Consider the following 13,585-nt stretch of genomic DNA (forward strand, 5'->3'; position numbering starts at 1 on the left):
CGTGGCTCGAGCGCGCGGAGCGGCTGCGCGGGCGCTGCGGCGCGGCGCCGGTGCCGGTCCAGAATCCCGCGCGCTGAGGCGCGCGTGCGCGGCCGCGCGCAGGGAGCGGGCGGCGCCATCGCACGCCGGGCCCGCTCCCGCGGTGGTACGCTCGCCTCCGCGAAGGGGGCCACCATGGAACGAACATCCCGGGGGTTCCGCGAAGGGCTGCGGCGGGAGCTCCCCGCCTGGCGCACGGAGGGGCTCGTCAGCGACGAGGCCGCCCGCGCGCTCGCGGCGCGCTACGACCTCGCCCGCGCGGAGCCGGGCGGGCCGAGCTTCCTCGCGGTGTACGTGCTCGGCGCGCTGCTCGTCGGCGCGGGCGTGGTGTCGCTCGTCGCCTGGCACTGGGAGGCGATGAGCGCCGCCGCGAAGCTCGCCACGCTCGGCGTCGCGATGGCCTCGGCGCACGGCGCCGGCTTCTGGCTGTGGAAGAGCGGCCGCTCGGAGCGGCTCGGCCACGCCCTCACGGTGCTCGGCACGCTCGTGTTCGGCGCGAGCATCGGGCTCGTCGCCCAGATCTTCCAGGTCTCCGGCGCCTGGTGGGGCGCCTTCGGCGCCTTCACCGTGGGAGCGCTCGCGGCGGCGCTCCTCTACGACAGCGTCCCGCAGCTCCTCCTCGCCGCGGTGGGCGGGCTGTGGCTCTTCGGGCCCGGGCTCGCCTCCGATCACGGGCTCTGGGGGATCGCGCTCGGCCACGCCGGCGCCGCGGCGGCCGCGGGCCTCGCCTGGCGGGCGCGCTCGCGCGCGCTCCTCGTCGTCGGCGCGGTGGGCGTCGCGCTCACGCTCGCGAGCGCGCTCGACGCGCTCCACGCCGACGCGGCCGTCCTCCCCATGATCGCTGCGCTCGGCGCCGCGCTCGCGGCGGCGGCCCTCGTCGTGCGCGATCCGGCGCGGCTCCCGCTCGGCGCGGCGGCCCGCCTCCTCGGGCGGCTCGCCTTCTACGGCGCGGCCTACCTCCTGTCGTTCCACGAGCTGGCGAGCCACCTGCGGCTCGAGCAGGGCGTGACGCGCGACCTCGCGCTCGGGGTCGTGCCGCTCCTCGCGGCCGCCGGCGCCGCGCTCGCCGCGGGGCTCCGGCGCGACGACGTGGACCCGCTCGCCCGGGGCGAGGCGATGCTGCTCGCCGCGACCGTGCTGGCGGTGGTGGCGGGGCTCTCGCTCGAGGCCGGCCGCGGGGCCACCCTCGTCGCGAACCTCGCCCTCGCGTTCCTCGCCATCGGCCGCATCGTGCGCGGGCTGTCCTGGCTCGCGCGCGGGCCGTTCTGGGAGGGCATGGCGGTGGCGGGCGTGCTCGTGGCGAGCCGCTTCCTCGAGATCGAGACGCGCCTGTGGCTGAAGGGCGCCGCGTTCATCGCCTGCGGCGTCCTGGTCCTCGTGGCCGGCGTCGCGTTCGAGCGGCGCCGCGCCCAGCGCGAGGAGGTGGACCATGCGCTCGCGTAGCCCCCTGCGGCTCGCCGCCGTCCTCGCCCTGCAGGTCGCCATCCTGGCGGCGATCCCGCTCCGCCAGGTGCGCGCGCGCCTCGACGGCACGGTGGTGACGCTCGAGACCGTGCCCTTCGATCCCTTCGACGTCCTCTCCGGCTACTACGCCACCCTCCGTTACGCCGCGGAGTCGCCCCCCGGGCTCGTCGAGGCGAAGCTCGCCCCGGGCGACACGGCCTTCGTCGTGGTGGAGCACGCCGTGCCCGCCTGGCGCGCCGTGGGCGTCGCGCGCGAGCCGCCGCCGCGGAGCGCGAGCGGGCGGGTGGCGCTCCGCGCGGTGATGACGCGGCGCGGGCTCGAGATCGTCTCGGCGGGGCGCTTCTACGTCCCGGAGAGCCGCCGCGCCGCGGTGGACGAGGCCCTGCGCGCGCGCCGGGGGAAGGCCCTCGTCGACCTGCGGGTGGACGGGGCGGGGAACGTCGCGCTCCTCAGGCTGCGCGACGGCGAGCGCGTGCTCGCCGAGTGAGCCGCAGCGAGGACGTTCAGCCGTGCGCCGCTCCGGCCCCGCGGTGGGCGCGGCCGGTGAGCGTCCGCGTGGCGGTGGGCTCCGCGGGGATCGCGAGCCGCGCCACCGTGCCGCCCCCCTCGCGCTCCTCGAGCGCGAGCGTCCCGCCGTGCGCGTCCGCGACCTTCTTCGCGAGCGCGAGGCCGAGGCCGGTGCCCTTCTCCTTCGTCGTGAAGAACGGCCGGAACAGGCTCGCCCGCGCGTCCGGGGCGAGCCCCGGCCCGCGATCGCGGATCTCGATCGTCGCCTCGCCGTCGGCGGCGCGGGCCACGAGCTCCACCTCGCTCGCAGCCGGCGCGGCCTCCACGGCGTTTCGCACGAGGTTCACCGCCGCGCGCCGGAGCTGCTCGCGGTCGGCCTTCGCCTCGCCCTCGCCGTCGAACGAGACCGACACCTGGCGCTGCGCCGCGAGCGGGGCGGCGAGGTCCGCCACCTCGGCCACGAGGAGGCGCAGGTCCACCGGCTCGCGCAGGGGCGGCCTGGCGCGCGCGTAGTCGAGGAACTCCTCGACCACCTTGGAGAGCGCGGCGAGCTCGCTCTGGATGCGCGAGACGTGCGGCGCCTGCGGGCCGCCCTGGAGCTCCTCGGCGAGGAGCCCGGCGAAGAGGTCGAGCGCGCCGAGCGGGTTCCGCACCTCGTGGGCGATCCCGGCGAGCAGGGTCTCGCGCTCCTCGTCGCGCGCGCGGAGCGCCCGCCGCATCTCCTCGAGCGTGTCGCGCAGCGTGCCGATCTCGTCGTGCCGCTCCCGTCGCCACAGCGGGGTCTCGAGGTCGCCGCGCGCGATGCGGCGGGCCGCTTCGGTGAGGCGCGTGAGCGGGCGGGTGACCGAGAGCGACGCGAGCGCGGCGACGAGCGCGCCGAGCACCGCGCCGGCGATGGCCACCGTGCCGAGGAGCCGGCGGAAGCGGCGCAGCGTCACGAAGGATGCGGCGTTGCCGTCCGCGCCCACCACCGCGAGGACGTTGCCAGCCTCGTCGGCGAGCGGGGCGTAGCCGGTCTTGTAGAGCCGCCCATCCGAGCCCTCGAACAGGATCTGGCTCGCCATCGCCCGCCCGGCGGCGGCTTCGGCGATCTCGAAGCGATCTCGCTCGAGCGCGGGGACGGGCTCGCCGATGGGGATCCGCCCCTCCGAGTCCACGAGCGCGGTCCGGTCCGGGCGAACCACGAACAGGCGCGTCCCGGTCGCGCGCGCCACGGGGAGGAGGCGCGCGCGGATGTGGCCGTACGTCCGGGTCGACTCCTGGCCGGCCTCGAGCCGGGCGACGCGGTCGGCGGGCAGCGCGGCGGCGGCGGCGCGGGCGGCCACCACGAGGCGCGCCGAGAGCTCGTCGTCGAGCGCGCGGCGGGCGAGCCGGTCGGCGACGAGCGCCATCACCGCGAGGGAGAGGAGCGCGGGCAGGAGCGCGGCGAGGGCGAAGCGGAGGCGCACCGGGCGATGCTACCCCGGCCCGGGCGCGGCAGACGACCGCCCCGCCACGCCGCCCTCGGCGGGAAGCGCGCCGCTCTGCTCGAGGAGGAAGTCGCGCACCATCGGGAACACCACCTCCGGCGCGTTCCGTCCGAGGAGCACGTCGCCGTGACCGTAGTCCCGGCCGCAGCTCCAGTAGCGCTTCGGCCCGGCCCAGCGCCGGAAGGCGGCCTCGACCACGGCGGGCGGCGCGAGCCCGTCCTTCTCGGCGGAGACGAAGAGCGCGGGCTGGCGAGCGCTCGCGAGCAGCGCGCGGTAGTCGCGACTGCCGTCCATGGAGCGGAACGAGTCCTCCCGCACGAAGGCGGCGAACTGGGCGAGCACGCCGGGCTGCAGGTTCTCGATCGCGTTCGCGAGCATGCGCCGGTAGACGGGCCGCTCGACGTTCCGCATGTTGATGGCGAGATCTGCCGCGGCGGGGTGCCAGTAGCCGGAGAACGGCGCGAGCAGCCGCGAGCCGAGCCGCAGGAACCCGCCGAGCGGCAGGTGGCGGAGCTTCACCACCGCGCGGAGCCGCTCCTGGACGTCGAAGTGGGCGGGCGCGGCGAGCGCCACGAGGGCGGCGACCCGCTCCGGGAAGAGCGCGCAGGCGGCCATCCCGAGGAGCGCGCCCTGGCTGTGGCCGACGAACAGGACCTGCGCCTCGCCGGTGGCGTCGCGGATCGCGTCCAGGGCGGCGGGCACGTCCTCGCGCAGGTAGGTGTCGAGGTCCCAGCGCCGGGTCGGCCCCCGGCGCGAGCCGCCGTGGCCCCGGAGGTCGAGGGCGAAGCAGTCGAAGCCGGCGCGGGAGAGGAACGCGGAGAGCGAGTAGCGCTCCACGCCGAAGTCGAGCGCCTGCCGGTTCATGGCGATGCCGTGGACGAGCAGCACCGGCGGGCGCCGCGCCGGGCCGCGCGGGCGGCGCCGGCCGAGCGCGAGCGTCCAGCCGTCGCCCGTGCGCGCGGGGACGACCTCGTCCTCGCCCGTCGGTGCGGCGAGACGCCACTGCCAGAACGCGTAGTGGAGGGCGGTGAGGACCGCGAGCGCGGCGACGGCGAGCAGCGCGAGGAGAGGGCCGGACATCGGGCGCGGATTGTAGCCGGGAGCGCGGCGGGGCGTGGCCTGACGGTTGCAGCCCAGGCTCCCGTGGCCCTCGCTCGAACGGTCGAAGCTCTGCACTCGGCCGTCTCTGCGTGGGACGCGCGAGGAAGCGAAGCCGGTGAGAAGATTGCTGTCTGGTTCTCGTGCAGCAGCCTGCTCGAATTCCAGGCAGCACGCCCGCAGGGTGAGCAGGCGGGAGCCGTTCCGTCGGGCGCGTTGACCGGCGGCCAGGGCCGGGCGTAGCGTGGAAAAACAGACACTTACCCACAGGGGTGCGCCGTGAAGAAGGTCGAGGCGATCATCAAGCCGTTCAAGCTGGACGAGGTGAAGCAGGCTCTTTCCGAGGTGGGCGTCGCCGGCCTGACCGCCACCGAGGTGAAGGGCTTCGGCCGCCAGAAGGGGCACACGGAGCTGTACCGCGGCGCCGAGTACGTCGTGGACTTCCTGCCGAAGGTGAAGGTCGAGGTCGTCGTCTCCGACCAGCTCGTCGGCCGCGTCGTCGAGGTCATCGAGCGCGCCGCCAAGACCGGCCGCATCGGCGACGGCAAGATCTTCGTGCTGCCCGTGGAAGAGGTCATCCGCATCCGCACCGGCGAGCGCGGCGACGAGGCGTTGTAGGCGGGAGCTTGTCCCGGAACGGCAAGGCTCCCCCGCTGCCGGCGGCGCTCGCCCGCGCCGCGGTGGACTCGATCGCCGACGCGGTGGTGATCGTGGGCGCCGACGGCGGGGTGGTGCACCTCAACCCCGCCGCGGAGGAGCTCTTCGGCCGCAGCCGCGAGCGCGCCGTCGACCTGCCGGTGCGCGCGCTCCCCGGCGGCGCGCAGCTCGCGATCCTCTCCGAGCGCGTGCGCATCTCGCAGGAGAGCCAGTCGATCGACTACCCGAGCCCGCAGGATCCGGGCGTCGCGGTGTCGGTCGAGGCGGGCCCGCTCCTCGACGGCCCCGCCTGCGTGGGGACGGTGATCGTGCTGCGCGTGCCGCGCGCCTCCGAGCGCGCGCTCGACTTCGAGGCGCTCGCCGCCGGCCTCGCGCACGAGATCCGCAACCCCCTCGCCGGCCTGCAGGGCTCGGCCGAGCTCCTCGCCCGCGAGGCGGAGGGCCCGGCGCGCGAGTACGCGGCGGTGATCGCGCGGGAGGCGAAGCGCGTCGACGGGCTCGTGCGCGAGCTGCTCGACCTCGCCCGCCCGGCGGCGCTGCAGACCGGGCCGGTCGACCTCCACGACGTGGTGGGGGACGTGCTCGTGCTCGCCCGCGGCATCCCCGGCGCCGAGAAGGTCACGTTCGTCGAGCGCTACGACCCGTCGCTGCCCAAGCTGCACGGCGACGCCGAGAAGCTCACCCAGGTGATGCTGAACCTCGTCCGCAACGCGCTCGACGCGGTGGCCGGCCGGGCGGGCGCCCAGGTGGTGCTCGAGACCGCGGCCTCCTCGCTCCGGCTGCGCGCCGCGAGCGGGCGCACCCGGCCGCTCGCGCGCATCTCCGTCCAGGACAACGGCCCGGGCATCGCCGAGGCGATGCTGCCCCGGCTCTTCACGCCGTTCGCCACGTCGAAGCCGCACGGCACCGGGCTCGGCCTCGCCGTGTCGCGCCGCATCGTCGAGGCGCACGGCGGCCGCATCGAGGTGAAGAACCGCGCCGCCGGAGGCGCCGAGGCGAACGTCTACGTGCCGCTCGACGTCTGAGGGCGCGCGAGGGGGCGGCGACCGCCCGGCGGGTGGCGCGCTGGCCCCGTCCTTGCTTAAGCCAGGCGGCAGATCCTGACCGGAGGCGTGGTGCGCAAGGTCCTCATCGTCGACGACGAACCCTCCGTGAGGTTCGTGCTCGCGCGCACGTGCGAGCGCGCGGGCGTGCCGTTCGAGGAGGCGGGCAGCGCCGAGGAGGCGCGTGACAAGCTCCGCGCGCTCGGCGGCGGCCGCAACGGCGTCGGCCTCGTGCTCCTCGACGTGCGGCTGCCCGGGGACGACGGGTTCAAGCTGCTCGGCGAGATCGGCGGGCGCTCCGACTCCCCCTTCATCGTGGTGATGACCGCCGAGGACACGATGCGCTCGGCGGTCGAGGCGATGAAGCGCGGCGCCGCGGACTACCTCGGCAAGCCGTTCGACCTCGCCCGCGTCGAGAAGCTCGTGCGGGACCTCGCGGCGGCCGAGCCGGAGGGCGCGAACGGCCACGAGGTGGCCGAGCCCGGCGGGCTCGAGCGCCACCTCGACGCGAACGCGGAGCCGCGCCGCTACAGCGAGATCGCGCTGCCGGAGACCCTCATCGGCCGCTCCGCGGCGATGATCGAGGTCTACAAGGAGATCGGGCGCGTCGCGCGCACCGAGATGACCGTCCTGCTCATGGGCGAGTCGGGCACCGGCAAGGAGCTCGTCGCCCGCGCCGTCCACGCGAACTCGACCCGCTCGCGCGGGCCCTTCATCACGGTCAACATGGCCGCGATCCCGAAGGACCTCATCGAGAGCGAGCTGTACGGCCACGAGAAGGGCTCCTTCACGGGCGCGGTGGAGCGTCGGCCCGGCAAGTTCGAGCTCGCGAGCGGCGGCACGCTCTTCCTCGACGAGATCGGCGAGATGCCGATCGAGCTGCAGGCGAAGCTCCTGCGCGTGCTGCAGGAGCGCGAGGTGGATCGCGTCGGCGGCACCCGCCCCCTCGCGGTGGACGTGCGGATCGTCGCCGCCACGAACGCCGATCTCGCGCGCTCCGTCGAGGAGGGCCGCTTCCGGCGCGACCTCTACTACCGGCTCGCGGTGGTGCCGATCCGGCTCCCGCCGCTCCGCGAGCGCGAGGGCGACGTCATCCTCCTCGCCCGCCACTTCGTCGCGAAGTACGGCGAGCAGCTGAAGGGGCGCCCGGTGGCGCTGGGGCGCGACGCGGAGCCGCTCCTCGCGGGCCACCCCTGGCCTGGCAACGTGCGCGAGCTGCAGAACGTCGTCCAGCGCGCGCTCCTCAAGCTCGCCGGTCCGCGCCTCGGCGCGAAGGACCTCGCCGGCCTCTTGCCCGTCGCGGCGGGCCAGGAGCGCGGCCTGAACGGCCTCGTGGAGACGATCCTCGACGCGCCCGCGCCGGAGGGCGGCCGCTACCACGCCGCCCTCGCCACGCTCGAGGCGCCGCTCCTCGCCGCCGCGCTGGCGCGCACGAACGGCAACCAGCTCCGCGCCGCGGAGCTCCTCGGCATGAACCGGAACACCCTGCGCGAGCGCATGCGCGCGCTGGGGATGAAGGCGAAGTAGCCGTCCGCCCGCCTGCCCGGACTCGCCGAGGGCGGCCCCGGGGAAGGCGCCCGCCCGCCGGGCCCTCGTGGAACGGCGCCCGGGAACGGGGCAGACTGCGGCCCGCTGCCCGAGATCCGGGCAGCACGCTGCCCAGCGGGCACGCAGGAGGAGGCGGGCCCCGCCTGGATCAGGGCTGCCTTCGCGATCCGGGGCGTGGCATGCAGCGTGCTATCCCCCCGCCCGTTCCCCCCACCGACTCACGGAGAGAAGACCCGATGCCGAAGATGACGCCGAAGCAGGCCCTCGACCTCGCGAAGGAGAGAAAGGCCACCTACGTCGACCTGAAGTTCATGGACTTCGTCGGCATCTGGCAGCACTTCTCGATCCCGCTCTACGAGCTGTCCGAGGAGGTCTTCGAGGCCGGCCTCGGGTTCGACGGCTCCTCGATCCGCGGCTGGCAGGCGATCCACGCCTCCGACATGCTCGTCATGCCGGACGCCGAGACCGCGGTGATCGACCCGTTCATGGCGGAGCCCACGCTCTCGCTCATCTGCAACGTGGTCGACCCGATCACGAAGGAGCCTTACTCCCGCGACCCGCGCAACATCGCCATCAAGGCCGAGAAGTACCTGAGGTCCACCGGCATCGGCGACACCGCGTTCTTCGGCCCGGAGCCGGAGTTCTTCATCTTCGACGAGGTCCGCTACGACCACGGCGTGAACCACGCCTTCTACAAGGTCGACTCGGGCGAGGGGCAGTGGAACACGGGCCGTGAAGAGGCCGGCGGCAACCTCGGCTACAAGCCCCGCTACAAGGAGGGCTACTTCCCGGTCGCCCCGACCGACTCGCAGCAGGACCTCCGCACCGAGATGTGCCGGGTGATGGAGTCCGTCGGCATCCACGTGGAGCGCCAGCACCACGAGGTCGCCACGGCCGGCCAGGCGGAGATCGACATCCGCTTCGAGTCGCTCGTGAAGTGCGCCGACAACCTCCAGTGGTTCAAGTACATCATCAAGAACGTCGCCCGCCGTCACGGCAAGACCGTGACGTTCATGCCGAAGCCGCTCTACGGCGACAACGGCTCGGGCATGCACGTGCACCAGTCGATCTGGAAGAGCGGCAAGCCGCTCTTCGCGGGCGACGGCTACGCGGGCCTCTCGGATCTCGCCATGTGGTACATCGGCGGCATCCTGAAGCACGGCCCGGCGCTCGCCGCGCTCTGCAACCCCGGCACGAACTCCTACAAGCGGCTCGTCCCGGGCTTCGAGGCGCCGGTGAACCTCGCCTACTCGGCGCGCAACCGCTCCGCCTCGATCCGCATCCCGATGTACTCGCCCTCGCCCAAGGCGAAGCGCATCGAGTTCCGCTCGCCCGACCCGTCCTCGAACGGCTACCTCGCGTTCGCGGCCATGCTCATGGCCGGCCTCGACGGCATCGAGAACAAGATCAACCCCGGCCAGCCCCTCGACAAGGACATCTACGGCATGTCGCCGGAGGAGCTGAAGGACATCCCGAAGATGCCGGGCTCGCTCGACGAGGCGCTCGAGTGCCTCCGCCGCGATCACAAGTTCCTGCTCAAGGGCGACGTCTTCACCGAGGACGTGATCGAGACCTGGATCCAGTACAAGTACGACAAGGAAGTGAACCCCGTCCGGATGCGCCCCTCGCCGATGGAGTTCGCCCTCTACTTCGACATCTGATGCGCGCGCTGCGCGCGCGCGTCAGATGTCTCAGACTTCGACGGTGTCTACGTAGGGGGGCGTTGCCCCCCTACACCCCCCGGCAAGTCACGGCCGCCCGCGAGGGCGGCCGTTCTCTTTTGCGGGCCGCACGCGGGGTGACGGTGTGGCCTCCCTCTGCTACACCTCGCGCCTTGGCCTCCCTCCGGAACAGGCTCTCCCACGCGCTCGGCGGCCTCCCGGCGACGTTCTGGATGCTCTTCACCGGCATGCTCGTGAACCGGCTCGCGAGCTTCGTCGGGATCTTCCTGGCGCTGTACCTCGTGCGCGAGCGCGGCCTCTCCCCGAGCGCGGCGGGGCGGATCGTCTCGCTCTTCGGCGTGGGCGTGCTCGTCGCCGGCCCCCTCGGCGGAACGCTCGCGGACGCGATCGGCCGGCGCGCGACCATGCTCCTCTCGCTGGGCCTCGGGGCGCTCGCGGTGGGCTCGATCGGCTTCTTGCGCGCGCCCTGGCTCCTCGGGCTGTTCGCGTTCCTCGCGGCGGCCACGAGCGAGCTCTACCGGCCGGCGATGAACGCGGCGATCGCCGACCTCGTGCCGCCCGAGGACCGCACCCGTGCGTACGGGCTCGTCTACTGGGCGGTGAACCTCGGCTGGAGCATCAGCCTCGCCTTCGCCGGCCTCGTCGCCGAGCGGAGCTTCCTCCTGCTCTTCCTCGCCGACGCCACGACCTGCCTCGCCTTCGCCGCCCTCGTCTTCCTGCGCGTCCCGGAGACCCGGCCGGCGGGGGCGCAGGCGCACTCGCCGCTCGCGGGCCTCTCCATCGCGTTCCGCGACGGGCAGCTCGTCACGTTCCTCTTGCTCCACCTGCTCGGCCTCGTGGTGTTCCTCCAGTTCCAGCTCGCCGCGCCGCTCGACATGGCGGCCCACGGGATCGGCCCGAAGGGCTTCTCCCTGCTCATGGCGATGAACGGGTTCGGGGTGGTGCTGCTCCAGCCGCTCCTCGGGCCCGCGCTCCAGCGGCGGGACGGCGCCAACCTCCTCGCCCTCTCCGCGCTCCTCTTCGGCCTCGGCTTCGGGGTCAACGCCGCGGTCGGCACGGCCCTCGGCCAGGCGGTGGGTCCACTCCTCGTGTATGGTTCCGGCGTCCTGTTCTGGACGGTGGGCGAGGTGGTGGGGTTCCCGACCGCGAACGCGCTCGTCGCGAACCTCGCGCCCGCCGCGCTGCGTGGTCGCTACCAGGGCGCGTTCTCGATGGCGTGGGGCGTCGCCTTCACGCTCTCGCCGCTCGTCGGCGGCGAGGTGCTGACGCGCTTCGGCGCGCGGGCGCTCTGGCTCCTGTGCCTCGCGCTCGGGTCGCTCGTGGCGGCCCTGCACCTCGCCGCGGCGGGCCCGCGCCGCCGCCGCCTCGCCGCCCTCCGGGCGCACGCACCGCCGCCCGGCTGAGTGGCTGCTGTCGCCCGTGCTCCCCCTCCACCGGGGAGGCGACATCGGCCGACCGTCCGCAGCATGGGGATCGGAGGAGGCCGGCATGGGCGCGCGACGGACCGGGATCGACGGGCTGTTCGAGGAGCTCGAGCGCGTACGCGGGAGCGCGGTGAAGCGGTGCGCTCCGTACGTCCGGGCGCTCGAGCTGTTGCCCGAGGCGCTCGCCGGTCCTGCGGCCCGGTTCCTGGCCGCCGCGTGGGAGCGGCGCACGTTCCACGTCTACTGGGAGCGGCCGCTCCTGCTCCTCGCCGCGCTGCGCCACGATGCGATGAAGGAGGGCGAGGGCCACCCGCTGTTCGCCGCCTTCGCGGCGCCCGCGCCGAGTGCCGCCGCGGTCACCGTCGACGCGCTGCGCGCCGCCCTCGACGGCACGCGCGAGCGGCTGTTCGACACCCTCGCGGAGCGGAGCCTCCAGACGAACGACACCTCGCGGGCGGTCGCGTGGCTGTGGCCCGCGGCGCTCGCGGGGCTCTCGAACGGCGCGCGCCCCTTGGCGCTCGTGGACGTCGGCGCGAGCGCGGGCCTGAACCTCGTCGCCGACGCGCTGCCCGCGATCTGGACGGACGAGGCGGGCGCTCCGCTCGAGGTCGCGAAGGGGGTCGCCGCGGTGACGCGCCTCGGGCTCGATCCCGCGCCGCTCGACGCGACGAGGCCGGAGGACGCGGAGTGGATCCGCGCGTGCATCTGGCCCACCGACGCCGAGCGGCTCGCCCGGCTCGAGCTGGCGCTCGGGGCCTACCGGCTCGCGCTCCGACGCCCGGACGCGCCCGTGCTCGCCCCCGTGGCGGCCACGGCGGTGCCGGCGCGGCTCGACGTCCTCTCCGCCGCCGAGCGCGGCGCGCTCGTGCTCGCCTACCAGACGGTGATGCGCGACTACCTACCGCCGCAGGAGCGCGCCGAGTACGCGGCGGGGATGCGGGCCTGGCTCTCGGCCCAGCCGCCCGGCCAGGCCCTGTGGGTGGAGCTCGAGGCGGCCGGGCCGGAGGCCGGCCCCGAGGAGCCGGCCGCGATCGTCGCGCACGTCCGGTCCCCGGCCGGCGCCGTGAAAGACCTCGTCCTCGCCGGCTGCGGCTTCCACCCGACCCGCATCGCGCGGCGCACCGGGGCGGTCGCCGAGCTCGCGGCACTCCTCGCGCGCGAGCCCGCCGCCGCGCACCCTTGACCGGGCGCGCAGAGCTCCTCCTCGCCGCCGCCCTCCTCGCGACCGCGGAGCCTGCCGCCGGCGCGGAGTGGGGCGTGCAGCTCCTCGTCGGCGGGCCGCTGAACCTGCGGACGCCGCTCACGATCCGTCAGCGCGGCGAGCCCGATCTGCACCTGCGCGCCCGCTGGGCGACGCGGCCGTTCGAGAACCCGATCTATTACGGCATCGGCGGCTTCCGCCGCGAGGGCGGGCGCGAGATCTCGCTCGAGTTCCTGCACCACAAGATCTACCTGCAGAACCCGCCGCCCGAGGTGCAGGACTTCTCCGTCTCCCACGGCTTCAACCTGCTCGTCGGGTCCTACGGGATCGAGGTCGCTCGTGGCGTCTGGACGCGCCTCGGCGGCGGCCTCGTCCTCGCGCACCCGGAGAGCACCGTCCGCGGGCAGGCGCTCGACGAGGGGCGAGGTCTCTTCGGCCTCGGGTTGCACCTCGCCGGGCCGTCGCTGTCCGCCGGGATCGAGGGGCGGCTGCCGCTCGGCACCGATCGGCTCCGGCTCACGGTCGGCGGACGCGTCGTCGGCGCCTACGCCGGCGTCCCGATCGCGAACGGGAGCGCGCGCATCCCGAACGTCGCCTTCCACGCGACGGCGGGGCTCGACGGCGTGCTCGTGCGGTGAACGCGCCGGGAGCGACGCCGCCCACGCCGTGTCCGGCGGTTCACATGGCGAGGCCGCCGTCCACGTCCACGCACCGTCCGTCGAAGTAGTCGCACTCGACGATGAAGCGGAGCGCCCTCCAGATGTCCTCGGGCGTGCCGATGCGGCCGACCGGGATCGCCGCGACGAGCGCGTCGCGGGCCTTCGCGTTCATGCCCTGCGTCATCGGCGTCTCGATCATGCCCGGCGCGATCGCGCCGACACGGATGCCGAACGGCGCGAGCTCGCGCGCCCAGGTGACGGTGTTCGCCGCGAGGGCGGCCTTGGCCGCGACGTAGTTCGACTGGCCACGGTTCCCGTGGCGCGCCACGGACGACATGTTCACGACGACCCCCGGGCGCGTGCCGGCCCTGGCCAGCGTCGCGGCGACCTCGCGCGCCATCAGCGTCGCGCCGGTGAGGTTCACGCCGATGACGGCGTCCCAGTCCGCCCGCGGGAGCGTGGTGATCTCGCCGGTGGCGCGATCCCGCTTCACGAGCAGCCCGTCACGGATGATTCCGGCGTTGTTCACGAGCGCGTTGAGGCCCCCCATCGCCTGCGCCGCCCACGCCACGAACGCCTTCACGTCCTCCTCGTCGGAGACGTCCAGGCGGCGGCGGTGGACGGCCGCGGGGAGCTCGGAGAGCTTCGCCTCGTTCACGTCGCCCGCCGCGACCACCGCGCCCGCCTCGGCGAGCCGGTGGACGAAGTGGGCGCCCATCCCCTGCGCACCACCGGTGACGATCACCTTCAGCTCTCTCAGCTCCATCGGCGCGTTCTCCAGTCGTTACCGTCGT

The 13,585-nt window shown here is 74.6% G+C and carries 12 protein-coding genes; 9 read left to right on the forward strand and 3 right to left on the reverse strand.

Annotated elements, in window-relative coordinates; genetic code table 11:
* Window positions 1-174: 174 nt before the first annotated feature.
* Entirely contained in the window at window positions 175-1,482 is a 1,308-nt protein-coding gene (locus MNZ29_RS07845; protein ID WP_242354692.1) for a DUF2157 domain-containing protein, read from the forward strand.
* A complete protein-coding gene (locus tag MNZ29_RS07850) occupies window positions 1,469-1,990 on the forward strand; it encodes a GDYXXLXY domain-containing protein (protein WP_242354694.1) in 522 nt (173 codons plus the stop codon). Before MNZ29_RS07845 ends, MNZ29_RS07850 begins: the two co-directional genes overlap by 14 nt.
* Window positions 1,991-2,006: 16 nt before the next feature.
* Here MNZ29_RS07850 and MNZ29_RS07855 read toward each other — a convergent pair whose 3' ends face one another.
* Together MNZ29_RS07855 and MNZ29_RS07860 are read right to left on the reverse strand one after the other, a co-directional pair.
* Window positions 2,007-3,458 carry a PAS domain-containing sensor histidine kinase gene (locus MNZ29_RS07855; RefSeq protein ID WP_242354696.1) on the reverse strand — a complete coding sequence of 484 codons (1,452 nt, stop codon included), beginning with the start codon at window positions 3,456-3,458 and terminating at the stop codon, window positions 2,007-2,009.
* A gap of 9 nt (window positions 3,459-3,467) precedes the next feature.
* The gene (locus MNZ29_RS07860) at window positions 3,468-4,559 is read right to left on the reverse strand and encodes an alpha/beta fold hydrolase (RefSeq protein ID WP_242354698.1); all 1,092 of its coding nucleotides are present in this window, start codon (window positions 4,557-4,559) and stop codon (window positions 3,468-3,470) included.
* Window positions 4,560-4,856: 297 nt separating this feature from the next.
* Between MNZ29_RS07860 and MNZ29_RS07865 the strand changes: the two genes are divergently transcribed.
* The 7 genes from MNZ29_RS07865 to MNZ29_RS07895 all read left to right on the forward strand — a co-directional run bounded on the left by MNZ29_RS07865 (window position 4,857) and on the right by MNZ29_RS07895 (window position 12,770).
* Complete coding sequence (locus MNZ29_RS07865; RefSeq protein WP_012099225.1) at window positions 4,857-5,195, forward strand: P-II family nitrogen regulator; 339 nt, start codon at window positions 4,857-4,859, stop codon at window positions 5,193-5,195.
* 8 nt (window positions 5,196-5,203) lie between these two features.
* A complete protein-coding gene (locus tag MNZ29_RS07870; protein ID WP_242354700.1) occupies window positions 5,204-6,259 on the forward strand; it encodes a nitrogen regulation protein NR(II) in 1,056 nt (351 codons plus the stop codon).
* Window positions 6,260-6,349: 90 nt separating this feature from the next.
* Window positions 6,350-7,804 carry a sigma-54 dependent transcriptional regulator gene (locus tag MNZ29_RS07875; RefSeq protein WP_242335497.1) on the forward strand — a complete coding sequence of 485 codons (1,455 nt, stop codon included), beginning with the start codon at window positions 6,350-6,352 and terminating at the stop codon, window positions 7,802-7,804.
* A gap of 257 nt (window positions 7,805-8,061) precedes the next feature.
* The gene (gene glnA / locus MNZ29_RS07880; protein WP_242335500.1) at window positions 8,062-9,486 is read left to right on the forward strand and encodes a type I glutamate--ammonia ligase; all 1,425 of its coding nucleotides are present in this window, start codon (window positions 8,062-8,064) and stop codon (window positions 9,484-9,486) included.
* Between the two features lie 173 nt (window positions 9,487-9,659).
* Window positions 9,660-10,910 carry an MFS transporter gene (locus MNZ29_RS07885; protein ID WP_242354702.1) on the forward strand — a complete coding sequence of 417 codons (1,251 nt, stop codon included), beginning with the start codon at window positions 9,660-9,662 and terminating at the stop codon, window positions 10,908-10,910.
* An 85-nt stretch (window positions 10,911-10,995) separates the two neighbouring features.
* Window positions 10,996-12,114, forward strand: a complete 1,119-nt coding sequence (locus tag MNZ29_RS07890) for a DUF2332 family protein (RefSeq protein WP_242354704.1) — start codon at window positions 10,996-10,998, stop codon at window positions 12,112-12,114.
* Window positions 12,111-12,770, forward strand: coding sequence for a hypothetical protein (locus tag MNZ29_RS07895; RefSeq protein ID WP_242354707.1), 660 nt, complete (start codon window positions 12,111-12,113; stop codon window positions 12,768-12,770). The genes MNZ29_RS07890 and MNZ29_RS07895 overlap by 4 nt, the downstream gene beginning before the upstream one ends.
* A 40-nt stretch (window positions 12,771-12,810) precedes the next feature.
* Here MNZ29_RS07895 and MNZ29_RS07900 read toward each other — a convergent pair whose 3' ends face one another.
* A complete protein-coding gene (locus MNZ29_RS07900) occupies window positions 12,811-13,557 on the reverse strand; it encodes an SDR family oxidoreductase (protein WP_242335514.1) in 747 nt (248 codons plus the stop codon).
* Window positions 13,558-13,585 lie beyond the last annotated feature (28 nt).

The organism is Anaeromyxobacter sp. SG64 (genome assembly GCF_022690745.1).
GTDB lineage: Bacteria > Myxococcota > Myxococcia > Myxococcales > Anaeromyxobacteraceae > Anaeromyxobacter > Anaeromyxobacter soli.